A 22717-nucleotide genomic window follows, 5' to 3' on the forward strand; every position below is an offset into this window, starting at 1 on the left:
ATCAGGTGCGCGCCCTACACCGTCCCGCAGCCGCCGTAACACGTGTCCCACGCTTCGATGTAGCAGGCCTGCGTGCAGGGGTGGTTGCCCGGACCGCACCCGACGACGCACCCTTCGAGGTCTGACCGGCAGCTCTGCCAGCACGAAAAACTCACGTGACATTCGTCGAAGCACGGGTCCGCCGTCGCCGCGCAGCCTTCGACGCACGCCGCATCGCCCGCGCAGCCCGATTCGCACGCGAAGTAGTCGCCGAAGCAACCGCCCGCCGCTCCGGTGCAGGCCGCGAGCGCGGTTTCGCAGTCGATGATTTCGGATGGTGTGGTCGCCGCACCGAAACACGCGATCAGCGAGTCGACGCAGTCCTGTTCCGCGGCGCAGGTCGGCGGCGGCGCATCGTCATCGTCGTCGTCATCATCATCGTCGTCGCCCGCGTCGTCATCCATCGCTTCATCGTCATCATCGTCCCCGCCGCCGCACGCAACGGCGATCGCGAACGCTCCCAGCAACGCGATGATCGTCAGCATCCACAAAGCGCGCATCATTCCCTCCGGAACCGCTCGGCGGCGTCGATCGGGGCGCCCGCCGCTCGGCGGTAGAAAATCAGGAACGCCATGCTCGGGCGTTTGGATGCCTCGCGCATGGCGAAGTGCATCGTGTCGAAATCGAACCCCTCGGCCGCCATCTCGTTGATGATCTGCGTGAGCGATTCCTCGGTCACGTCCATCGTTTCGCGCACGCGGCAGTAAGGGTTGTCATTCATCTTGCGCGTCCTCTGTCAATTTCGTCCCGAGCGCTCTTGTCGCTGTCATCCTGAGCCCAGCGAAGGATTTTCTCCCACGTCAACCAGGTCCTTCGCTTCGCTCAGAGTGACAATCGTTCCAACCAGGCCCTTCGCTTCGCTCAGGGTGACATGGGGTGCCAGCCATCCTACGCGAACCAGACCGCCGCGAGCACCGCCCCGATCACGGTATTTCCGAAATTCATGAGCGTCTCGGGGCTCTCCTTGCCGAACTGATGATAGAGCCCGCCCAGAATCGACTCGATGAAGTTCGCCATCATTGCCGCGAGCGAAACTACCACCACGGCTTTCAACCCATATTGATAATCGAAGGGATGCAGCGGCCACGCGACCAGCGCGAGCAGGATCGATGCGCCGAAGCCCAGCAGCGTGCCCTCCATGCTGATCGCGCCCTCGGTGCCGGGTTTGACGCGTTCGAGCGTGATGAGCAAGTACGCGCGCTTGCCGTAAAGCTGGCCGAGCTCGGTGCTGATGGTGTCGCCGAGCGCGGTGGCGAGCGACGCGACGAACGCGACGAACCACACCATGCGTTCGCCGGGATCGGTGACGATGGCGACCGTGGCGCACGCCGCGCCGACGAAGCAGTTGGCGAACACGTGCTTCGCCCCGCGCTGCCCGCCTTTTTTTTGCGCGACGCCCATCTTCTCTTTCGTCGCGATCTTGAATTTGCTGGCGAACGAGCCGGCGATGAAGAACGTGAAGAGGATGATAAATCCTTCGTGGCCGAGGCCGACGTAAATGAGCACGCCGACGATCCAGCCCGCGATCACACCCGACATGTCGACGAGTTTGCCTCGTTGCGAGGCCGCCGCGATGATCGTGTTGAGGATCAGGGCGATCCAGATATTTCCCGGCAAGTCCTGAAAGTGAACCAACGGACGCTCCTAAACGACGCGCGTGAGCAGGTGCAGCAGCGCGCCGGCGAGACCCGGCACGAGGATGTTGTCGTCGATCGGCAGGCGCAGGGTCTCGAAGACCGCGCACACGCCGTTGGCGATGGCGGCGATCATGAAAAGCTGCCCGACCGAGTACGCGGCGAACGCGCCGTCGATGGTCGCGCCCACGTCTCCGGTGGCCTGCGTGTAGGCGAGAAGACCAAAGCACGCGAGCGTGCCGACGCAAAGGAATCCGGCGAGACCTGCCCAGCTTTTATCGCGGTTCCATGGCAACTTCTCACCACCGAAGCGCGTGCCGAAGATCGACGCCGATCCGTCGCCCAGCGCCAGGATCGCCCACGCCCCCGCCACCACGTGCATGCGCTCGTGGAAAAGCAGGAGCAGGATGAGGATCATGATGCCGTAGGCGGCCTTGCCGATCGAAAACCCGCGCGCCAGTTCCGCCTCGCGCAGCGTGCCTTTCACGACGCGCTTGCTGACGAAAATGCCGTACACGATGGCGGTGATGGAGAGCGTGAAGACCAGCCATTTGGGGAAGATCGTGAGCGTGAAGGCGAAGCCGAGCGGCGCGATGTGCTCGACCTTGCGTTTCATCTCGCTGTAGCTCGCGGTCATGGGCGCACCCGGCAAATGGACCACCGTTTTGGGGCCTTGATCGTGGCGTGTCAATCGCGCCCGGTTGCCATTTGCGCGGCATCGCGCGAAACGAAGGGCAACGCGGGAGAGGGATCATGACGGCGGATTCGGCGTTTTCGGGAACGGTCTTCGTCACGGGGGCGACCTCGGGATTCGGCGAGGCGTGCGCGCGGCGGTTCGCGCGGGCCGGGGCACGGGTCGTCGCCTGCGGGCGGCGCGTCGACCGCCTGATCCGTCTTCAGGAGGACCTCGGCCCGCGCGCGTACGCGTTTGTGCTCGACGTGCGCGACCGCGACGCGGTGAGCGCGGCCCTCGCGGATCTTCCGCCGGATTTCGCCGCGATCGACGTGCTCGTGAATAACGCGGGGCTCGCGCTGGGGATCTCTCCCGCGCACGAAGCCGACCTCGACGACTGGGACCAAATGGTCGACACGAACATCAAGGGCCTGATGTACGTGACGCGCGCGGTGTTGCCGGGCATGGTGGCGCGCGGGCGCGGGCATGTCATCAACATCGGCTCGATCGCCGGCTCATACCCGTATCCCGGCGGCAACGCCTACGGCGCAACCAAGGCGTTCGTGAAACAGTTTTCGCTGAACCTCAAAGCCGACCTGCTGGGCACACCGGTGCGCGTGACGGATATCGAGCCCGGGCTCGCCGAGACGGAGTTTTCGCTGGTGCGTTTCCACGGTGATGCGGCGATGGCGAAGCGCGTGTACGAGGGCACGGCGCCGCTCACGGCGGACGACATCGCCGAGGCCGCGTGGTGGGCGGCGACGCAGCCCGCGCACGTCAACGTCAACCGCATCGAGCTGATGCCCGTGTGCCAGGCCTTCGCGCCGCTCGCGGCGCACCGCGAGAAATGACGCGCGCTACCAAAAGATCTTGAGAATCGCCTTCTTGACCGTGTCGAGTTTGATGTCGGTCGAGAGGATGTCCTTGGTGCTCGTGGAGGATTTCGGGGGCATGGCGCCGCCGGGACGCCGCGCGCGCAGGGCCTGCAACGCCTTGAGCTGGATCTTGGCGTCGTTGTTGTTCTTGTTGTAGCGATACGCCTGCGCGAACATGATCGCGGCCTTGTCGAACTGGTCGTTGTCCTTGAGCAGCATGCCCATGAAAAAATATGCCTTGTCCGACCGGGCGTTCAGCGCGATGGCTTTTTCAAGCAGCGTTTTGGCCTGCGCAATTCGGTCCGCGCGGCCCAGATCGCCGAAGTTGTAGATCGACCAACCCAGACACGCGTGGTACTCGGCCTCTTCGGGGAAAAGCTCGACGGCCTTCGTGAAGTGCCTCTTCGCCGCATCCCAGGCAGCCTGCTTCATCGCGGCGAGGCCCATCGAAAATTCGTTCTCCGCGGCGAGAATCATCGCCACGCTGCGTTCCTTCTTCGGCGACGTCCCTTCGGAGAGCTGCTTGTCGTATTCGCGTCGTCGCTTCGCGTCGTACACGGTGCGATAGGCGTCGGTCGCGCGCTTGATGACGGCGTTCGCCTTTTCGAGCACCTCGGCGTTGAAACGGTCCTGCAGCTTGTCGGGATGAAACGACTTCACCATCCGCGTATACGCCTCGCGGATCTGCGGGTCGGCCGCGTTGTTTTCGATCCCCAGGATCTCGTAGTGCGTCGCCTTGTCGACCGACACGTAGAGTCTGAGGATCTCGTCGAGGAGCGCCCGGTCGGCCTCCGGCATCGCGGCTTCGGCTGACGCCTCGTCAATGGCCGCCGATTCGATCTCGATCGGCTCCTCGCCGGATTCGTCCTCGCGGCGAATGAACTCGGTCTCGTCCCCGAGCGACAGTTCGGACCGAGACGGCGTGTCGTCCAGAAATCCGTCGAGCGCCTTCGACAGCGCGTCCGAGATCGGCAGCGGCTCTTCGTCCGCGGCCGCGTGCGCGTCGTCCGTACCCGGCCTCGGCGTCCTCCTCGACAACTCGTCGATCGAAATCGGGCGCGCCGGCTTGCGCTCCTCGATCTCGATGTCCAGCTCGTCCTCGTCCTCGTCGAGCGAAAAGACGTCGCCTTTCGCGCCGACCGTCGCGGGCGCGGGTTTCGCTGCCGGTTCCTCGTCCTCGTCGTCCAGAATGTCGAGGTCGAGCTCTTCGTCATCCGCGAACGGCGTTTCTTCGGAGAGCAATTTCGAGATTTCGCCCTCGGGCTCGAACTCGAAGCTCGGCGCGGGGGGCGGTTCCAGCATGTCGGCCAGATCCAGCGTCGCCTCGGCCGTGTCGGGCCCCGCGAAAACGGGTCCGAGATCCGCGGCGATCGCCTGTTCGACCAGCCGTTCGAAGCTGACCTCGGTCTCGGGAAGTTGCGGTGCGGCCTCGTCGCCCGTCTGCGCGGGGTCGAATTTGTCGAAAAGTTCGAGGATGAGCAGCACGTAGAAGACCTGAAAGGTCTTGTCGGGCCCGAATCGGCTCTCGCGGACCGCTTCGGAAACGGTGCGCGTGCCGTCCACCAGATCGTACAGGGCGCGCACCTCCGCCGGAAAACGAAGGTCATCGTAATCCACGGGCGGCGCGGCGCGTCGGCGCAACACGAAATCCTTGAGTTCGTTGAAGATTTCGCGGATGTCGGCGGGGTCATAATGACGAAGCACGCCCTGAAGGATGAGCAGCGGCGGCCACATATCGAACGTCGTGATCCGGGCGTCGTTGATCGGACGCTCGACGACGAGGTACTGGCCCGAATGCCAGCCGAACAGGCCCAGCATCTTCTCCCACGCCTGCATGCGCAGCGATTGATAGAGCTGCGTCGGCGTGAGCGCCCCCGCCGCGACGAGCGCATCGCCCTGACGCACCCCGCTCTCGTCCATGGCGCGCAGGGTACGCACGAGCATGGACTCGTCGATGACGCCGCGCGCGAGCAGGAGTTGTCCGAGCGTCTCGGAGCGTACCTCGCCGGTCACCGAGATCGGGCAGCCGTCGCGCAGGTACACGGTCTTCGCCACGCGGCGGTTGGAGACGATTAGCAAGCCGGTGATCTTGGCAAAAAAGCACGCCGCGAGAATTTCCGGCACGCTGGCGTCGTCGAGCGAGCCGCGCGGCTCGATCATCAGATCGTCGATCCGGCGTGGGCCGACCGGTGTCGGAGTCCGCAGGGTGGGAGTCGCGGCGCGCGCAGGTGTCGCGGCGTGCAACGACCCGCGCTCGCGCTCGATGCGCTCCGTCTCGAAAACCTCGATCTCCTCGGCGGCGAGGTCGGCCGCGGCGAGCGCGGCGTCGATCGGGTCGAAGTCGTCCTCGGCGGCGGACGCCGCGAAGGGGTTGACCGCCGGCCTGGTCTTCCCGGCGGGCCGATCCGATTCCTCCGGCTCCGCCTCGAGGCGCGAATACGCCTCGATCTGTTCCGCGAGGGCCTCGGTGAGTTGCTCCGGCGTAAACGGCTCTTCGAGAAACGCGTCGACCTTCCACCGCTTCATCGCGATGCGGTCGAGACTCATGTTCTTGAAAAGCGAACTGGTCAAGATGATGGGAACGCGCCGCCCGACGGGCGTGTCCTTGATCTGAAGCGCGAATTCCGATCCCGCCACGCGCGGGAGCGTCATCGTCACCACGATCGCGTCGGGACGCCCGCGTTCGACCGCCCGGCGGCCCGTTTCGGCGTCCTCGACGGCGATCGTTTCGTAACCCGCTTCGCCCAGAATCTGGGCCAGCCACGATCGCTTGACCTTGTGGTGATCGACGATCAGGACCTTATGCAAAATAACCCGTCTCCCCGGCCCGTCGCGGCTCCTTCGCCCGGCGGCGCGCGTCACCGTAGCAATCGCCCGCGCGTCCTGTCAACGCGAATGCGACATGCGATTGCGCCCGCGCGAGCGCTCTCCGCTTTTCCATGGCCGTTTTTCATTCCCGTTGCGATTTCAATACAAAAAAAGTGGAGGGCCGTCTGGCCTCGACCCGGCTGGAGGGTGACCGTACGCTGCGTTCCCGGTCCCGTCAGTCGCCGTTTCAGCGGTTGGCGATCTCCGTGATCGAGACAACCTCCGCTGTCGGAGCGACCCGAAGATTCCGCGAGCCGAACCAGGCGGTTTCACCGGCACGCAGAACCTTCGGGCTCGTTCCGGACTCGTTTCGATGCCGAATGCGAACCGCGCCTTCGCGCACGGTCACGCGTGTGCCCTGGGCAAATTCCTCGATCTCCACGCGCGCTTCCGTGGAGGCCATTTCCGCGAACAGCGTATAGGCGGTCAGCCCCGGTCGCGAACTGTTTTCGTGAAACGTCAGCTCGTACCGCCCGATGTAGAGCTGAATGTCGTTGGTCCACGGCTGCAAAACGCCGCCGACGAGCGTGCACAGGATCTCGAATTCGCCGTCGCCCATCACGGCCAGGTCGGCCTGCGGCATTTCGATCTGCGCATCGCCCGAACGCACCCGCACCCGGTCGCCGGCGCCGAGCACGAGGCCGTTGCGAGCGGGCTTCCACAGGTAATCGCCCACCGGACGCACGATGGTCTGCCCTGTCGCCGTCGCAATCGCCATGCGATCGTCGTCCTGCGCGGATGCGAACGTCGGTGAGGCGATCAGGGCGGCGAGGGCCAGGGAAACGGCGAGATGGGAGTATTTCACAGCGCGTTCCTCCGTGAACCGCAGTGGACGAAAATGCGTCCAAGCGGTGTAGAGCAACGCGCGTGCCGCCGTTGCGAACGGTGAATTTATCCCATGAAATCAATAGGTTGTCGCGTTCATCCGCCCACGGAAAAACGGACGTTCGATGTCGAGAGGTAACACGGTCGGTGGATTCGTAATCCGCGCAAAATAGCAAAGCCCCGCGCGAACGCGGGGCCCTCGTGTTTGGTCGGCTTCGCTCTTGCGAGGGGTCAGACGGCCTTGGCCTGCTGCTTCAGCAGCCCCTCGAAATAGGATTTCACCGTGATCGGCAGGATCGTGGTGCGCTGGTAGCGAATCGGCTCGTTCAGGATGCGCAGTTCGAACTCGCTCGGGTTCGGTCCCTCGGCGAGGATCACCTTGTGCTGCCGGCGCTCGTCGGTGATCTCCTTCTTGAGCGACATGCAGGTGCGGTAGTACGCAAAGAGCTTGCGTCCGAAGGGCGTGTCGAAGCGGTCGAAGCAACGATTGCGGCTGACGCGCTCGCTTTCGTTGAGATCGAGCAGCTTCTTGAGTTCCTTGTGCAGCTTCTTGTCCATGGATTTGCCCTCAATCGGAGGAGATATGAAAATCGGCCTCTCGGCCGAATACCGGACTCCGTCGTTGGATTCGCCACGTTTTTTGAATCGCCGGCGACCGACACGTCGCTGCGAAAAAGCGCAGGGATTTTAACGCGCGGCGTCATGGTCGTCAAGCCGTCACCCGACAAACCGCGCAAATCCACAAATCCCGCGTCTGGCTCAAATCGCCTGCCAAGCAAAATCGATTGTACGCCCCGACTGACCGGCGGTCAAGAAAAAATGAAGGGCCGTTCAAATCGCTCGCGATCCGGGGTCGGCGCAAACGGCCTCCACGCGCCGATGCGATTCGGCAACCCGCGATTGACACCCGAAAACCTTTCGGATATAGACACCTGCCCTTCGGGAGGGGGAGGAATTCGCCATGAACGTCATCGAGCATTTCGAGCGGTCGCAGCCCCGCACCGCGCATCCCAAATTCGGCCCGGGCGACACCGTCCGCGTTCACGTGAAGATCACCGAAGGCGACAAGACGCGCGTTCAGGTCTACGAGGGCGTGTGCATCGGCATCCGCAACAACGGCGTCCGCGGCTCCTTCGTCGTGCGCAAGATCAGTTACGGCACCGGCGTCGAGCGCGTGTTCCCCTTCAATTCTCCCGCGGTGGAAAAGGTCGAGGTCGTTCGCGAGGGCCGCGTGCGTCGCGCCAAGCTGTACTACCTGCGCGAACTCACCGGCAAGGCCGCCCGCATCCGCGAGAAGAAACGCTACTAGCCTCGCCCCCGCATCGGAAGTCCAAATCAAAAGGCCCGTTTCCGGGCCTTTTGTCGTTCGGGCGTCGCGCGCCCGGTCTCAGCATTCCTCGATCGTGACGAGCAGCTCGTCGGTGCCGATCTGCCGGCCCTCGGCGACGTGGATCTTCTTCACCACGCCGTCGCACGGTGCTTCGACGGGGATCTCCATCTTCATCGACTCGAGGATCATCAGCTCGTCTTCCTCGCTCACCGTCTGCCCTTCGGTGACGACGATCTTCCACACACTGCCGGTGACCTCGCTCTTCACTTCCGCCATGCCCCGCCCCTTCGTCGTCTGATCGTGATGTCGCCCGGCGTGTTGGTGCGGCGGGCGCGTTCACACTGGAAACAAGCCGTCACTTCGTCAAGCCCAGAACCTTGCGCGCCTCGGCGCCCTGCACGACTTTTCGGCCCACGTCGCGCACCATGCGCGCGGCCTTGCCGACGAGATCGCCGTTCGACGTCGCCATCACGCCCGGCTCCGTGTACAAGTGGTCTTCGAGCCCGCAGCGGATGTTGCCGCCGATCGATAACGCGCCAGCGATGAGCCGCCACTGCTCGTGGCTGATGCCGATGACCTCCCACACCGATCCCGGCGGGGCGATGCGCGCCATGTTCGACAGCGACTCGATCGACGTGTCGATGCCGCCGACGACGCCCATGATGAACGAGAACTGATACGGCGGACGCAGCACGCCCTGGTCGATGAGCGGCCACACGGTGTTGACGTGCCCCGTGTCGAAGCACTCCATCTCGGGCTGCACGCCGTTTTCGAGCATGCTCGTGAGCAGGTATGTGATCTCGGCGATCGGATTGATGAACTGGAATTCGAATACGAATTCGCGGCGTTTTTCACTGTACTTGGCGTAGTTCATCGTGCCCATGTTGAGCGCGGCGATGTCGGGCTTGCACAGCGTGACCGGGGCGATTTTCTCTTCCTTCGTGATCGTGATCGCGCCGGTCGAGAAGTTCAGAATGATCTCGGGGACCTCGGCGCGGATCGCGGTCGCGATCTCCTGATAGCGCTCGGGGCGATAGCTCGGGCTGCCGTCGTCCTCGCGGGCGTGGATGTGCAGCACGGCCGCGCCGGCGTCAAAGGCGCGCCGGGCCTCGGCCGCGTATTCGGACACGGTGTACGGAATGGCCGGGCACTGGGCGCGGTTGGCGATCACGCCGCTCATGGCACAGGTGATGACGACTTCGTCTCGAATGGCGGGCACGGCGGGCTCCTGGTCGTTTGTCTCTGAAAGGAAGTCACAAAGCCGCTGAAACGTCGGCTCGGGCCATCATGCGGGTTGCCGATTCGCCGTCAAGACGCGATCGGCCGTGTTCCACCCCGCCGGGCGGCGAACCGCCCGGCGGAGATTTCGAGATCAGTCGGCGATCTTCACGATGATGAGCATCTGCTCGCCGTTGTCGGCGAGGTAGGCGAATTCGCCCATGACCCAGACGCCGTGCGGCGCGGAACCCATGTCGACTGTCGTGTCGATCGCGTCGCCGATGAGCGCGAGCGCCGCCGGGTCGGTCGCATCGACGAGTGCGAGACCGCCCCACGAGTTCGCTGTCGCCACGACCTGTGCGTACGCCGTGCCGTCGATCGTCAGCGGCCCCGCGAGGAAGCTGCCGTAGAATCCGTCGCTCGTCTGGAGCACCGACGACTCGACCATGTTCGCCGGATCGGCGATGTCCACGGTGATGAGGCCCGCGCCCCAGTCGCTGTAGTACAGCACGTTGCCGTCGATCTTCACGTCCTGGCCCCAGGGCTCGAAACCCGCGGTGCCGGGATTGAAGTACGTGTCGAGCACGGCGATTGCCTCGGGGTCGGCCACGTCGACCGAGATCAGCGTGCCCTCGCCGCCGCCGCAATACGCCACGTCGTTCGCATAGCCCAGGTTGTAGCAGGTCTCGCCGGTGGCAACCTGCGCCTCGCCGAGCGATTCCGGCGTGCCCTTGGCTTCGCCGACGACCTCGATGTAGCCGTTGCTGCCCGCGCTGCCGCCGATATAGACCACGCCTTCGCCCAACGTCACCGCGTTGAGAATGCCGATGGTGGTCGGCACGAAGGTCCACTCCTCGGTCGGATTCAATGGATCGGAGACGTCGAGTTTGATGAGATCGTCGCGGTTCGCGAGATAGAGCGCCGTGCCGTCGAGAGCGAGGTTGTAGACCTGCCCCGCGGGCGGCTCGAACTCGGCGACCACCGTCGGCGACGCTACGTCGGACACATCCACCACCCCCATGCCGCTGTCCTTGCACGCCACGAAGCAATAGCTGCCGTCGCAGACGAGGTCCTCGCCGTAGTCGACGTCGACCCAACCCGTGATGTCGCCGAACGACCATTCGTCGCCCGTGTCGTCATCCGCGGCATCGTCATCGGTCGCGTCGTCATCGGCCGCGTCGTCATCCTCGGTGTCGTCGTCGCCGGCCACATCGTCATCGGCGGTATCGTCGTCGTCATCGCCGCACGCAAGCGTCCAAGCGCTCGCGACCACCCAGATCATCACCAATAGCCAGGAAACGTTACGCATTCGCACAACCCCCATCTGGAAATTTGGAACGGTTCATCTCCATCGCATCACGCACCGGACGCGGCGTGCCGCGTCGATCAGAATTTCACCGGCACCAGCGGTCCCGTCAGATTGTCGTACTGGACGAGCCCGCCGAGATCGGCGAATTGCCAGTCGCTGAACACGATGTATCCCACGTCATGCGTGGCGAGGTCGTCCATCGGCAGATCGGAGCAGTCGTTCGTGTCGCCGTCGATCTCGATGGAGTACGTCCACGCCGACTGATTGAGCAGGAACGTCACCTCGTACCACTGGTCGTGATCGTAGGTCGTCAGGCACTCCACGTACGCGTCGGTGTCCATGTTCCACGCGACCAGGTACGTGTCGTCGCCGCGCGCGTTGTCGATCTGGGCGATCGTCGACGCCACGGTCCCGCCCCAGAGTTCGACCTTGAACACCGCTCCCACTTCGCGCCAGACCTCGAATGTGATCTCAATGTCCTCGGTCTGCGTCCCGAACGGGTAGTAGGCGCGGCCGCTGTCGCCGTTCACGCCGCTTCCGTCGGCGGAGATCACGTTGCCCGAGCCGTCCTTGCTGATCGTGGACACCGCGAAAGTGGTCGCCCCGATGACGCTGACGTCCCACGGGCTCGGCAACGCGCCGGTCGAATAGTCCTCGAAGTCCAGGTCGAACAGCGCGGCGGTGTCGTCGTCGCCCGTGTCGTCGTCCGCCGTGTCGTCGTCGGTCGCGTCGTCATCGACATCGTCGTCCGCCGTGTCGTCGTCGGTATCATCATCCGTGTCATCGTCGGCATCGTCGTCCGTAGCGTCGTCGTCCGCCGTGTCGTCGTCATCATCGTCGTCGCCGCAGTCGCAGGCGACTGTGAACGACATGACCGTAATCGCAAACAGGATCCATACCCAGGAAAATCCTCGCATGGTCATGACCTCCGCAATTCGAATAAACGCACACCCACTGGGCGCACGGCGAACCGCGCGCACCGTCACTCGGCCCAGTATCCATCCGGATCGTATTTCCGCAGCCAAACGTTCGTTCCTTCTCCGCTCGCGTCAACCTCGCCGACCACGTAAATATTCCCGGCACTGTCCAGAGCCACGTCGTAGGCGAGTTCCTCGCTGTCGATGTCCTCGAGATCCGTCCAAATCTCGTCGCCGGTCTGGGCGTCATAGCGCCTGACCAAAATGTCATAACCGCCGGCGGTGGTGACCAGCCAGCCCACGCCGTACAGAGCGCCGTCCAGTCCAACGGCGATGGCTTTTCCACGATCCGCCGAGTCCGCCGAACCGGCTTCGGTGACCGTCCATTGTTCGTCACCATCCACATCGAGTTTCCGCGTCCAGATGTCCGCGTTCGAGACGCCGTTCATGGTCATTCCGGTCACGTAGACGTTGTTTTCCGCGTCCACCGCGATGCCGTGCGCCTCATCCTCCAGATTTTGATCATCGTTGTTGTAGATGTGGGTCCAGACTTTGGTCCCGTCCGGGTCGTACTTGCGAACCCAGGCGTTGGCTTCCTCGCCGGTCTCGGTGATCAGCCCGGCGGCGTAGACGTTGCCGTCCCCATCCACCGCGATGCTCAGGCCATTGTCGTACGAGTCCGCGGACCCGTTGACGGTCTCGAACCACTCCTCGTCCCCATCGGAATCGTATTTCCCGACCCAGATATTGCTGCTCTCGAATTCAACGTCGATGAATCCGGTTGCGTAGATGTAGCCGTCGGCGTCGACCGTTACGTCCTTTGCGGCATTGTCGCCGCCGTTCCCGCCGTCGAAGGAGATTTCCCAGACGAAGTCCTCGAGCGCGTCGTATCGCCTGAGCGACGCGAAATTATCGCCCGACGAATCCGTGATATCCCCCGCAACGACAAAACCGCCGTCATCCGTCGGCGCGATCGCCCACCCTGCGTCATAGCCCTCGTAGCCGCCGTCATGGCCGTACGACCAGACGTTGTTCCCCGACGCATTCCAGAGCTGGTACAACATGTTCTGGGACTCGGTGTCGCTCATCGTAATCCCGGCGACGAGGGCGCCGTTGGCCGCATCAACCGCCAAGCCCAGACCGCGATCGATGTCGCCGGCATCGCTGTTCCAGGTGCGCGTCCAAAGATCGACCGTGGTGAAGGCGAAGGTTTCGTCCGCCGCCATCGCGTCGCCGTCCTGCGCGAGCGCCCCGGCGCCCAGCGCGAAGTTGTATGTGGTTTCCTCGTCCAGCGCCTCATCCGGGGTGAAGGTCAGGATTTCGCCGGACGCGTCCCACGAGAACGAGCCCGCCACGCTGCCCGTGTCGAACAGGTCCTCGACCGACGCCGCGTCCATGGCCTCGCTGAACGTGACCGTGACGACCGTCAGGAGGCGCTGGTCCTTCGCGCCGTCGGGCGGCGAAATGTCGACGACCGTGGGTCCTCCGGTGGCATCGTCGTCGCTGTCGTCGTCCACGGCGTCGTCGTCGGCGGCGTCGTCATCGTCGTCGTCGTCCGACGCATCGTCGTCGCCTCCGCCCGAATCGTCGTCGTCATCGCCGCACGAGCACCCGCAGATCGAAGCGGCCCAAAGAATTCCGAAAAGAAGACACGTCCACGCATACGGCCCCGCCGCGCATTTCATCGACATCCTCCTGAAAAGACCGACTTGAGACTCACGACCCTCGGGCAGAAATTCATCATGTTGTGCCCGTTACGGTTTCTATTAGCGAAAATGGCGTGAATTAGCCAGAAATTTCTTCATTTCGACGAAACGTTCGGCATCTCGCCGTCGAAGACGCGCGATCCTGACGGGGCCCATTTCCTTCAACGCGTGAAAGGTCTACGGTTGGCGTTTCCGATCCAAGAGGGGACCATGCGGTTCAAGTTGCTGGGAAATTCCGGTCTGCGCGTGTCCGAGATGGCGCTCGGGGCCATGACCTTCGGCACGGAGTGGGGATTCGGCTCGGACAAGGACGAGTGCCGGCGGATTTGGGACACGTACGTCGAGGCCGGTGGCAACTTCATCGACACGGCGAACCACTACACGGCGGGGACGAGCGAGACGTGGGTGGGGGAATTCGCCCGCGAGGATCGCCACCGCTACGTGATCTCCACCAAATACACGCTCGCGACGCCGGCCGGCGACCCCAACGCCTCGGGCAACCATCGCAAGAGCGTGGTGCGCGCGGTCGAAGCCAGCCTGCGCCGGTTGGGCACGGACTTCATCGATTTGTACTGGGTCCACGCGTGGGACTACATCACGCCGGCGGAAGAGATCCTGCGCGCCCTCGACGATCTGGTGCGCGCGGGCAAGGTGCTCTACGTCGGCGTGTCCGACGCACCCGCCTGGGCGATCGCGCGGTCGAACGCCATCGCCGAACTGCGGGGATGGAGCGCATTTTGCGGCATGCAGCTGCAATACAGCCTGATCGAGCGCGGCATCGAGCGCGAGCACCTGCCGCTGGCCCGTGCGACCGACATGGCCGTCACCGTGTGGGGCGCGATCGGCGGAGGCGTGCTCTCGGGCAAATATCTGGACGGCCCGGTCGCGGGTCGATACGCATCGCGCGTCGATCATCCGCGCATCAAGGACGAGAGCAATCGCGCCATTGCCCGCGCCGCGGTGGACGCCGCGAAAGAGATCGGCTGCACGCCGACGCAGCTTGCGCTCGCGTGGGTGCGACGCCGCGACCCGCGCATCGTCCCGATCGTCGGGGTGCGTAACGCCGAGCAGACCGCCGAGGCGATCGACGCTTTGGATGTGATGATTCCCGACGACGTCGACGCGCGCCTATGCGAAGCGTCGGCGATTGGGTCGGGCTTTCCCTACGATTTTCTGGAAACGAACGAAGTGCGGGGCATCGTGTACGGGGGCGTACTCGATCGTCTGGATGTTCACCGCCCCGTTGGATGGAGCCGAGATTGACCATCGAAGAAGCGAAAAAATTCTGTGACGAATGGCTGCCGGCGTGGTCCGGAAACCGGCCCGAGGCCCTGCTCGCGTTTTATGCGGATGACGCGGTGTATCGCGATCCCTCCCGGCCGCGCGGCCTGCGGGGCTGGTCCGCACTCGAACCTTATTTTCGCAAGCTGCTCGAGGCGAACCCCGCCTGGGTCTGGCGATCCGTGAAGATCATGCCGACCACCGGAGGGTTCACGCTCAAGTGGGAGGCGCGCATTCCCACTCCGGCCGGCGAGGTGGTCGAGCAGGGACTCGACATCGTCGAGATCGCCAACGGACGCATCACGCGCAACGAGGTCTATTTCGATCGCTCGGCGCTGCTGGCCGCGCTGGCGAAGTGAGCGATCGACACGGGTGCGGCGACGGCGCTTCCGATCGGCTTGCAAACGCCGACGGCCGCACTTACACTTTTTTGCGAGGTCGCTGAGGGCATCCCGGATGGGCACGGATTTCCAGATCGAATCGCTCGCGGACGGCCTGACAGAGGACGACAAGCGACTTCTCGGGCAGATCGCTCGACTGCTCGCGGAGCGTCATTCTTCGACCGGCAGCCCCGACGGACACGAAGACGACCTTTGGAATCTAACCGCGCTTCAAGCACTCCTTCGCGATACCGACCACCCTGACGAAATCGACTACGCCCTGTCGGACGCGAAGGAAATTTTCCCCAAATGAATGCGGGGGATATCGTTCTGGTGCCCTTTCCGACGGCGGAAGCCAAAGAGGGGAAACATCGCCCGGTCCTGATTCTCGCGTGCGTCCCAAGCCCGTTTCACGACTACGTCGCCTGTATGATCTCTTCGCGAATCCATCAGGCGATCGACAAATTCGACCTCGTTGTTCGACCCGAGGACGCTGGATTTGCCGAAACGGGATTAAAGGTCGCCTCGTTGGTCCGCCTGGGTCGCCTCGCAACGCTTAACGAATCGATCTTCGCCGGCGTGTTGGGGCGCGTCTCAGACACGGTCTTGGCCTCCGCTCATCGTCATCTTCGAGAGTTATTCTCGTTCAATTAAAGCCCCGTTCACGGCCAAGGCCGCCACATCGGTTCCAGGCGAACGGGGCGGACCGTCTCCCGGCGTGATTTGTTCGCGTCGTTCTCCCACAGGTCGGCGGTGTCGAACATGTACTCAGCGAGCCCCGACACGCCCGCGAAATCCGTGGGCGCTGTATCCGCGACGCACAACCCATCGGGCGCGGTGAGCGGATCGCGGACGAAATCGACGAAGATATTCATGCCGCACGTGGGCTCGACGCCGTATTCGCCGATCCACGAATCGCTCATCACGCCGTGCGCCGAGTAGGGGAACTGATACCAATAGTGGTCTTCGGCATTTAGCGAGTCGGCGAGCGGCAACGCGACCTCGTTGGGCGTCGCCCCGTCCAGATCGCCCTGCAACATCAACACGGGCACGCTCGTCGTCGGCATCTCCCGGGCCTGCGGCTCGCTGTAGCGCGGCCACATCTCGTACATTTCGTACTCTTCGATCGTCGGCATCGAACCGAACATCATTTCCGTCTGCAACTCTTCCGTGAAGGCTTGCATGTCCGTGCCTTCGTACGCCGGATCGGGGTACTGATCGGACATGCCGATGTGCGTTCCGAGGACTTGGGAATACCAGCCGCCGGTGAGCCCCAGCAAATCGCCGTTTCCGTTGAAGGGGTTGTAGAACATATAGATGATCGCATCCATGTCGGCCGCCTCGCAGCGATCCAGACGATAGACCAGCGCGGGCGCGGCGGCGTTGTATGGGCTGTACCACGCGAGCCAGCCGAGCAGATACGACAGCGTGTAGCGGTCGATGCCGAGTTCCGGGCAGTGGCCGCCCGCGAGCTTGTCGTAGAGGGCCGCGAGCACGCCCCAGGGGTCCGCGCCCAACTTGCCCTGGCAGAACTCGTCCGCGCCGCACAGGTCCATCAGCCGTTTGCCGTTCGCGTCGTACGCCGGATAGAAATCGCGCACCGAATCGCCCGACGCGTGGATGCTGTCCACGACCGCCCCGGTGGGCTGGTCGGGATGCAGCAGCAGATAGCGCTGGACGAGATAGGTTCCGTAGGAACCGCCCCACACGAAAACGCTCTGACCGTCCTCGCGCGTGGCGTCGATGAACCCTGCCAGATCGTGGGCCGCGTTGCGCGTGGAGTATGCGTCGAATTCGTCGCCGAGATTTTCGTCGATCCAGGCCAGGCAATCGCTCCATTCGGCCATCGTGGCGATATACGCGCCGCCCTCGCTGCCCTCGGCTTCCTCGTCGGGGCAGGCGAGCGGGCTGGAATAGCCGACGCCGCGGTGATCGATCGTATACAGGTCGTATTCGGGCACCGCCTCGCGAAGCGTCTGCATCATCGGTGCGAAGGTCATCATCCCCGATGCGCCGGGACCGCCCTGAATCAGCCAGATCTGGCCGGCGCCCGTGCTTTTCGCCTCGGCCAGCCACCTTTTGGCCGCCACTTCGACGGTGCGCCCGTCCTCGGGGTCTTCCCAGAAAAGGGGAACCTGCGCCGTGGCACATTCGGCGAGTCCGTCGCCCGCACCTTCCTCCAGCGAGCAGGGCTGCCAATCGATGTCGGGAACGAACGGCTCGTCGTCGGCCGTGTCGTCGTCCGATTCCGAGTCGTCGCCGCCGCCATCGCCGTCTTCACACCCCGCGCCCGCGCACGCGATCGCCAACACCGCCACCGCCCAGATCCATCGGATGTGCATCGGAACCCCCTTCCGCGACGGTCCTTTCCCGCCGTGGGCAAAGAGATATTTGATTCTGCCGGTTCGCGAGGTCAAGTTATTTCTTGTTCGCGCCTTTCCACGGCTACCGTACGTCCCAACAGGGCGGAATTGTGACGGTCAAGGCCAATCCGAGGTTTTAGGGTAAGGGCGACCCGGCCTTTCTCCGAAGGGAGGTTTACAGGCCCGCGTTTTCGGGGGTCATTTGGTGTGGTGTGCGTCACGTTCGCGTTGCGCGATGCGGGCGCATGTGTTAACGAATTGCGTTATCCAGAAATCGGGGCATGGCCTTGGCCAAGATCGATCCCAAAGAGCCCGGAATTGAGCGCGCGAAAGTCACCCTGATCGGGTTCGACAGCGAGGACGTCCGTTACGAGGCGGTCAAGAAGATCGCCGAATTGCTGGACATCAGCTTCGACGAGGCGACCGAGTTGGCCGAGTCGGCGCCCGTGGACCTGCTGCCGTCGGCGCCGGTCGAGGCGGCCGAACTGCTGGCCGAAAAGCTCGCCAATGCCGGGTGCATCGCCGAAGCGCTTCCCCTTGGACAGGTCTATCGGTACTGCGAAACGCACCCCCACCGACGTGCGCGGGCGCGGTGCAAGACCTGCGAGATCAACATCTGCGAGCTGTGCCTGCGCAACAGCAAGGGCCGTTTCTACTGCCCCGAGCATTACGAAATCTTCAAGCAGAAGCGCACGTTGCGGATGGTGGGGGTCGCACTCGCCGGCGTCGCGGCGCTCTTCGTCGCCGCGTTCTTCTCCGCGCCGCTGATTCGGATGTGGAAATTTTACATCTCGTCGTTCGACACGCACGTGGCCGTCATCTACGTCTCGCAAAAACCCAACGAGGCGCAGAGCACGTTCTTTACGAAAAACATGGCGCGATCGCTGGAAGAACCGGGCTACCACCCGGGAGACGCGCACACGATCGCCGACCTCGCCGACTGGTTCAACCACGAGTACCAGCGCGTCACGACCGATTCGGATTCGCCCTTCGAACTGACGTCGTACGGGTTCTATACGATCAAGATCGGTCCGCCGCCCGCCGCGCCCGCGGGGGACAAGTCGTACAAGGGCCTGGAAATGAAGGCGGCCTACTGGGGCTACTTCAAGGACCTGATCGAGCAGAACCACCTGACCGACCGCGTGGACGCCGACGTGGTGCTGCTCGTGGAGCTCGTCGACGACACGGGCCGCGACCGCGACTTCATCGAGGATCTGGGCAGCGCGCAGTTCGGTTACGCTTACATTCAGATTCCAGTAGCGAATATGAAGTGGTCGAACGATTACTACGTCGCCGCCGCCGGCCACTACATCGCCCGCGCGCTCGGGGCGTCGCTCAAGCTCTCGGACAAGGGATTCCCGAAGAACCCCGAGGGGCTCGCGAGCCCGCAGCAGCAGCCGCCGTTCCCGCAGCCGCAAGCCGAGATCGCCGCGGGTTACCGCGCGGTCGAGGAGTTTACGATCGAGCGGCCGAGCACGCTGGACGACTACGTGGTCGGTCCGCTGACCGGATACGAATTCGGATGGATTTCGGCCAACCTCGTTCAGGGGATCTATCCGAACGCCACGTTCCAATAACCCGGCCGCCGCGCGGCCCGGGGGACGACCGTGAAAACAACGCGGGCGGCGATCGCTCGAATCGCTTTCATGTCCGTTTGCCTCGCCGTCGCGTGCGGTGCTTGTGCCGGCGATCTCGCCCCATCCCCCGCCCGATTCGAACTCGAACTCGTGCAATCCGCCGCCGGGCGACTCGTGCTCACCGGCCGCGCGCCGGTTCCCGACGGCACGTGGGTCTATCTCGACGTGGTCGGCGATCCCGGACGGCTGGACGCCCTGTGGGGAGAGGCCGCACCGGTCTTCGATGGTCGGTTCGCGCTCACGCTGCCCTTCACGGAGCCGCTGGTCTATCACGCGCGGGCCGGGCTCTCGCCGAGCCTCAATCCGTCGCTCGCCGATGCGTTCGCGAAGATCCCGGAGCGCCCCGGCATCGAAATTTTGAAGACCGATGCGGGGCCAGAAATCGTCGTGCGTCTCAAGACCGCCATCGGCACGCCCGCCGAGCGCGCCGCCGCCCACAAGGCGGTGATTGCCGATCTGCGTGCGTGGGAAAAGTCGTTCGCCCGCGAGACGGAGGATCTGGCAAACGGCGACGCGAAGGCGTTGCCCGAGATCTGGCGACGATACGCACGAGAGCGCGACCGGCTTCGCGGCGCCACGCCCGGGCGGCTGCTCTACGCGCCCGCGGCCGCGGCGGATCTGACGAAATGGGCCGACGACCTGGACGACCTGATGCGCCTCGCCGCCGCTCGCGCGACGGGTGCGCACGACGCCGACGCGTGGGAAAAGTCCCTTCGTTCAGCCCAAAAACGAGCCGAATCTTACGCCAAGCGAATCGCCGATCTCGACGCCGCGATGGAGAGCGACGCGCACTGAGCCGATTGCCCCAACCGCTTCACATCGATAAAATGCTTCCATCTGAAACTTCGGACGAAAGAGGTGCCCCATGCGCGCGGCATTGGTGTCGGTATTGTTCGCGGTGCTCGTGTTTGCTTCGGGACTGACCGGTTGCGGCGGCGATGACGACGATTCCGGCGGCGGATCGGGCGGCGACGACGATACCGGCGACGACGATACGGGTGACGACGATGCCGGTGACGACGACGTGTCGGACGATGACGCCGATGACGACACCGACGACGACACGGGCGACGACGACACCGGCACCACGACGACGACCGTGACGACGACGACCACCACCACGACGATCCCCGATCTCTACTTCGACGACTTCGAGTCTTATGCGCCGGACGCGGCGCCGACGTCACCGTGGGTCATCCAGGTCAATGGCGCGACCACGATCACCGTTGCGGACGAAATCGCCAAGGACGGCGAGGGGCAGTTCCTGAAGTACGTCGCGGGCGCGGATTCCGGCGACTTCGGAAATGCGTCCACCTACATCAACATCGCCGATGACGCGGTCTATTCGTTCGACGTCTACCGCCTCGCCGGGGCGTCGCTGGAAATGCGGATTTCATACCATGACGGGTTTTGGCTCGACGAAGTCATCGTGGGATTCGCCGGAGCGACCAACAAACTCCAGGCGTGGGATTCGTCCGTCCCGGGCTGGCTCGAGTGCGACACCGTGTCCTACGACGAGTGGCAGCGCGTCGAGGTCGTGTACTACTGGTACATGGGTAAGTTCGACGTCTATCTCGACGGCGTTCTGACTGCCTGCGACGACGTCCCATTGAACCACGACGACGAACAGCCCCTGACCCTCGTCCAGTTCCTCGACTTCACGTCGGCGGGATACGGCGGCACCGCGTACCTCGACAACGTCGGTATCCAATCTTACGGAGACTGAGCCCCGCGCTTCTCGCGACGCGCCGGGCCGCGCGCAGCGCATGACCTTCGTCATGGCGCGCGGTCCGGGCCGGGTTCACGCTGCCCCCGTCCCCATTTCACAAATCTGAACGGGCGCGGCGCACAGGTGTGTTCGCGCGGGAGGTCGCATGAGGCTGTTTCGTGTGCGCGCGCTGTGTGTTCTCGTGCCGATTTTGATCTTCGCGGTCGCGTGCGGCGGAGCGCCGCCCAAGGAGCCGCCGACGACTCCGGTCGCCAAGACCGAACCGGCACCGCCTCCCCCGCCGCCCCCACCTCCGCCGCCGCCCGCCGAGATGAAGGCTCAGTCGACGATCGTGGTCGCCCCGATCCTGCCGGGCAAGATGGACACGTGGAAGGGGTTCATTTCGGCGGCCAACGGCCCGCGAAAAGGTGAATACGAGGCGTCGCGTAAAACCGCCGGCATGACGCAGGAATCCGTCTTCGTTCAGAAGACGCCGCACGGCGATTTCGCCGTGGTGTATATCGAAGCCGCGGATCCCAAGGCCGCGTTCGAGACGTTCAAGAATGGCGCGACGCCCATGGACAAGGACTTTGTCGCCCTGCTCAAGGACGTGCACGGCATCGACGTCTCCCAGCCGATGCCGCCGGTCGAACTGCGCGCGGGCTACGAGGGCGACGGCAAGCGCGGCGGGGGAAACAACGCGTTCTTCATTCCGGTTCTTCCCGGCAGGGAGGCCGACGCGGACAAGTGGATGACCGACATGGAAGGCCCCAAGGCCGCGGAATTCGATCGCACCCGTGCCCTGACGGGCGTGACCTTCGAGCGCGTGTTCAAGGTGAGCACGCCGAACGGCATGCTGATCGCGGTTTACATCGAGGCGGCGGACCCGGCCGCGGCGCTGAAGAACATGGGGACCTCGACGGACCCTTTCCTCGTGCAGTTCTTCAAGGACGCGCAGGCCGTGACCGGAATCGACTTCACGAAGGGGAGTCCACCGGTGAACGAGAAGCTCTCCGAATACAAGGCGATGTGAACGACGAGCCGCAAGGCCATGTGATCGGCACACATGAATCGCGAAACGGCCGGGGCGACGCGCTCCGGCCGTTTTTTCATCCGACGGCTACTCGACGGGACGCATGACGTCGGGCGTGATCTCCCACGGCTCGATGCCGTCCGTCTTCGACTTCACGACGACGCGAAAGTCCTTGCCGTTCGCGGTGTAGGACTCGACCGTCACCGTCTCGCTCAGCCTGCCCGAGCCCTCGTCGATCTTCGCCAGATCCGCCGTGCCGAAGGTGAGCGGCGCGGCGTCGTTGTTCGCGATCTGAACCGCCATGTGCATGCGAATCTTCGCCGCGACCGCCCGCATGCGCGCGCTCTCGGCCTGGCGCTCGGCCGTATCCACGAGCGAGATGTTGTTGAGCAATGCGTTGACTTCCGCCGCGCGCTCGCCCTTGGGATTCGCGGCGAGCAGCCGTTCGAGGATCTTCTTCGCCGCGCCCTGCCGGTGCTTCATCAACAGCGACTTCGCGTGCATCATCGGCAGCTCCCACTCGAGCTGCTTCGCCGCGGCCTTCCCGGCGGCCGTGTTCGCGAAGTTCGACGCGACGTCCTCGAGCGTGGCTGTCGCCGCGCGGAACTCGCCGTTGCGCGCGCGGTCGAGGGCGCGGTTGACCGTGTCGTCCAGGTCCGCCTCGATCTCCGCGATCGCCTTTTCGGCCAGCGTGCCGACCTCGTACTTGTTCCACAAAATCAGAAAGCTCTTGAGCTGGTTGATCGACTGGCCCGGCATGTCGCGGTCGAGCTGCGTCTGCACGTCGGCCCAGGCCTGCGTGGAGTCGGGTGTGTCGGGGCGCGATGGGCACCCGACGAGGAAACTCGCGACCAGGAGCACGCACACGACTGCGACCACATCACGCACCGGCATGGACCACCTCGATTCCCGTTGCGAAAA

The 22717-nt window shown here is 64.1% G+C and carries 24 protein-coding genes; 10 read left to right on the plus strand and 14 right to left on the minus strand.

Annotation, left to right across the window (positions count from 1 at the left end):
* Positions 1 to 14: 14 nt before the first annotated feature.
* The 4 genes from IT350_13265 to IT350_13280 form a co-directional block, all read right to left on the minus strand.
* Positions 15 to 539 carry a hypothetical protein gene (locus IT350_13265; protein ID MCC6159012.1) on the minus strand — a complete coding sequence of 175 codons (525 nt, stop codon included), beginning with the start codon at positions 537 to 539 and terminating at the stop codon, positions 15 to 17.
* Positions 539 to 760: a DUF4177 domain-containing protein gene (locus IT350_13270; protein ID MCC6159013.1), complete on the minus strand. Its 222-nt coding sequence runs from the start codon at positions 758 to 760 to the stop codon at positions 539 to 541. The genes IT350_13265 and IT350_13270 overlap by 1 nt, the downstream gene beginning before the upstream one ends.
* 167 nt (positions 761 to 927) lie before the next feature.
* Positions 928 to 1674, minus strand: a complete 747-nt coding sequence (locus IT350_13275) for a DUF92 domain-containing protein (protein MCC6159014.1) — start codon at positions 1672 to 1674, stop codon at positions 928 to 930.
* Between the two features lie 9 nt (positions 1675 to 1683).
* Positions 1684 to 2310 carry a hypothetical protein gene (locus IT350_13280; GenBank protein ID MCC6159015.1) on the minus strand — a complete coding sequence of 209 codons (627 nt, stop codon included), beginning with the start codon at positions 2308 to 2310 and terminating at the stop codon, positions 1684 to 1686.
* Positions 2311 to 2426: 116 nt separating this feature from the next.
* Between IT350_13280 and IT350_13285 the strand changes: the two genes are divergently transcribed.
* Positions 2427 to 3197 carry an SDR family oxidoreductase gene (locus IT350_13285; protein MCC6159016.1) on the plus strand — a complete coding sequence of 257 codons (771 nt, stop codon included), beginning with the start codon at positions 2427 to 2429 and terminating at the stop codon, positions 3195 to 3197.
* Between the two features lie 6 nt (positions 3198 to 3203).
* Here the strand turns inward: IT350_13285 and IT350_13290 are convergent, their stop codons facing one another.
* From IT350_13290 to IT350_13300, 3 genes are all read right to left on the minus strand, one after another.
* Positions 3204 to 6029 (minus strand): response regulator, encoded by a 2826-nt coding sequence (locus tag IT350_13290; GenBank protein MCC6159017.1) that lies wholly within the window; start codon positions 6027 to 6029, stop codon positions 3204 to 3206.
* A 247-nt stretch (positions 6030 to 6276) separates the two neighbouring features.
* A complete protein-coding gene (locus IT350_13295; protein MCC6159018.1) occupies positions 6277 to 6894 on the minus strand; it encodes a hypothetical protein in 618 nt (205 codons plus the stop codon).
* 251 nt (positions 6895 to 7145) lie between these two features.
* Positions 7146 to 7472 (minus strand): hypothetical protein, encoded by a 327-nt coding sequence (locus IT350_13300; GenBank protein ID MCC6159019.1) that lies wholly within the window; start codon positions 7470 to 7472, stop codon positions 7146 to 7148.
* A gap of 403 nt (positions 7473 to 7875) precedes the next feature.
* Between IT350_13300 and rplS the strand changes: the two genes are divergently transcribed.
* The gene (rplS, locus tag IT350_13305) at positions 7876 to 8223 is read left to right on the plus strand and encodes a 50S ribosomal protein L19 (GenBank protein MCC6159020.1); all 348 of its coding nucleotides are present in this window, start codon (positions 7876 to 7878) and stop codon (positions 8221 to 8223) included.
* A 78-nt stretch (positions 8224 to 8301) separates the two neighbouring features.
* Here the strand turns inward: rplS and IT350_13310 are convergent, their stop codons facing one another.
* From IT350_13310 to IT350_13330, 5 genes are all read right to left on the minus strand, one after another.
* The gene (locus IT350_13310; protein MCC6159021.1) at positions 8302 to 8520 is read right to left on the minus strand and encodes an acetyl-CoA carboxylase biotin carboxyl carrier protein subunit; all 219 of its coding nucleotides are present in this window, start codon (positions 8518 to 8520) and stop codon (positions 8302 to 8304) included.
* 79 nt (positions 8521 to 8599) lie between these two features.
* Positions 8600 to 9424, minus strand: a complete 825-nt coding sequence (locus IT350_13315) for a 3-keto-5-aminohexanoate cleavage protein (GenBank protein ID MCC6159022.1) — start codon at positions 9422 to 9424, stop codon at positions 8600 to 8602.
* A 192-nt stretch (positions 9425 to 9616) separates the two neighbouring features.
* Positions 9617 to 10771: a hypothetical protein gene (locus IT350_13320; GenBank protein ID MCC6159023.1), complete on the minus strand. Its 1155-nt coding sequence runs from the start codon at positions 10769 to 10771 to the stop codon at positions 9617 to 9619.
* A gap of 77 nt (positions 10772 to 10848) precedes the next feature.
* Complete coding sequence (locus IT350_13325) at positions 10849 to 11688, minus strand: hypothetical protein (GenBank protein ID MCC6159024.1); 840 nt, start codon at positions 11686 to 11688, stop codon at positions 10849 to 10851.
* A 65-nt stretch (positions 11689 to 11753) separates the two neighbouring features.
* Complete coding sequence (locus IT350_13330) at positions 11754 to 13373, minus strand: Ig-like domain-containing protein (GenBank protein ID MCC6159025.1); 1620 nt, start codon at positions 13371 to 13373, stop codon at positions 11754 to 11756.
* A 231-nt stretch (positions 13374 to 13604) separates the two neighbouring features.
* Here IT350_13330 and IT350_13335 point away from each other — a divergent pair, with 231 nt between their 5' ends.
* From IT350_13335 to IT350_13350, 4 genes are all read left to right on the plus strand, one after another.
* A complete protein-coding gene (locus IT350_13335) occupies positions 13605 to 14657 on the plus strand; it encodes an aldo/keto reductase (GenBank protein ID MCC6159026.1) in 1053 nt (350 codons plus the stop codon).
* Entirely contained in the window at positions 14642 to 15034 is a 393-nt protein-coding gene (locus IT350_13340) for a nuclear transport factor 2 family protein (GenBank protein MCC6159027.1), read from the plus strand. The genes IT350_13335 and IT350_13340 overlap by 16 nt, the downstream gene beginning before the upstream one ends.
* Before the next feature lie 97 nt (positions 15035 to 15131).
* Positions 15132 to 15368, plus strand: coding sequence for a hypothetical protein (locus IT350_13345; GenBank protein MCC6159028.1), 237 nt, complete (start codon positions 15132 to 15134; stop codon positions 15366 to 15368).
* On the plus strand, positions 15365 to 15709 hold the full coding sequence (locus tag IT350_13350) for a type II toxin-antitoxin system PemK/MazF family toxin (protein MCC6159029.1): 345 nt from the start codon (positions 15365 to 15367) through the stop codon (positions 15707 to 15709). The genes IT350_13345 and IT350_13350 overlap by 4 nt, the downstream gene beginning before the upstream one ends.
* 8 nt (positions 15710 to 15717) lie before the next feature.
* Here the strand turns inward: IT350_13350 and IT350_13355 are convergent, their stop codons facing one another.
* Positions 15718 to 17397 (minus strand): alpha/beta fold hydrolase, encoded by a 1680-nt coding sequence (locus IT350_13355; GenBank protein ID MCC6159030.1) that lies wholly within the window; start codon positions 17395 to 17397, stop codon positions 15718 to 15720.
* Between the two features lie 302 nt (positions 17398 to 17699).
* On the opposite strand from IT350_13355, the gene IT350_13360 reads away from it, so the two are divergent.
* From IT350_13360 to IT350_13375, 4 genes are all read left to right on the plus strand, one after another.
* Positions 17700 to 18995, plus strand: coding sequence for a hypothetical protein (locus IT350_13360; GenBank protein ID MCC6159031.1), 1296 nt, complete (start codon positions 17700 to 17702; stop codon positions 18993 to 18995).
* Between the two features lie 69 nt (positions 18996 to 19064).
* On the plus strand, positions 19065 to 19850 hold the full coding sequence (locus IT350_13365; GenBank protein MCC6159032.1) for a hypothetical protein: 786 nt from the start codon (positions 19065 to 19067) through the stop codon (positions 19848 to 19850).
* Between the two features lie 70 nt (positions 19851 to 19920).
* On the plus strand, positions 19921 to 20781 hold the full coding sequence (locus tag IT350_13370) for a hypothetical protein (GenBank protein MCC6159033.1): 861 nt from the start codon (positions 19921 to 19923) through the stop codon (positions 20779 to 20781).
* A gap of 148 nt (positions 20782 to 20929) precedes the next feature.
* Positions 20930 to 21796 (plus strand): hypothetical protein, encoded by an 867-nt coding sequence (locus IT350_13375; GenBank protein ID MCC6159034.1) that lies wholly within the window; start codon positions 20930 to 20932, stop codon positions 21794 to 21796.
* Between the two features lie 87 nt (positions 21797 to 21883).
* Here the strand turns inward: IT350_13375 and IT350_13380 are convergent, their stop codons facing one another.
* Positions 21884 to 22690 carry a hypothetical protein gene (locus IT350_13380; protein ID MCC6159035.1) on the minus strand — a complete coding sequence of 269 codons (807 nt, stop codon included), beginning with the start codon at positions 22688 to 22690 and terminating at the stop codon, positions 21884 to 21886.
* Between the last annotated feature and the right edge of the window lie 27 nt (positions 22691 to 22717).

Source organism: Deltaproteobacteria bacterium (assembly GCA_020845895.1).
Classification (GTDB): Bacteria; Lernaellota; Lernaellaia; order JACKCT01; family JACKCT01; genus JADLEX01.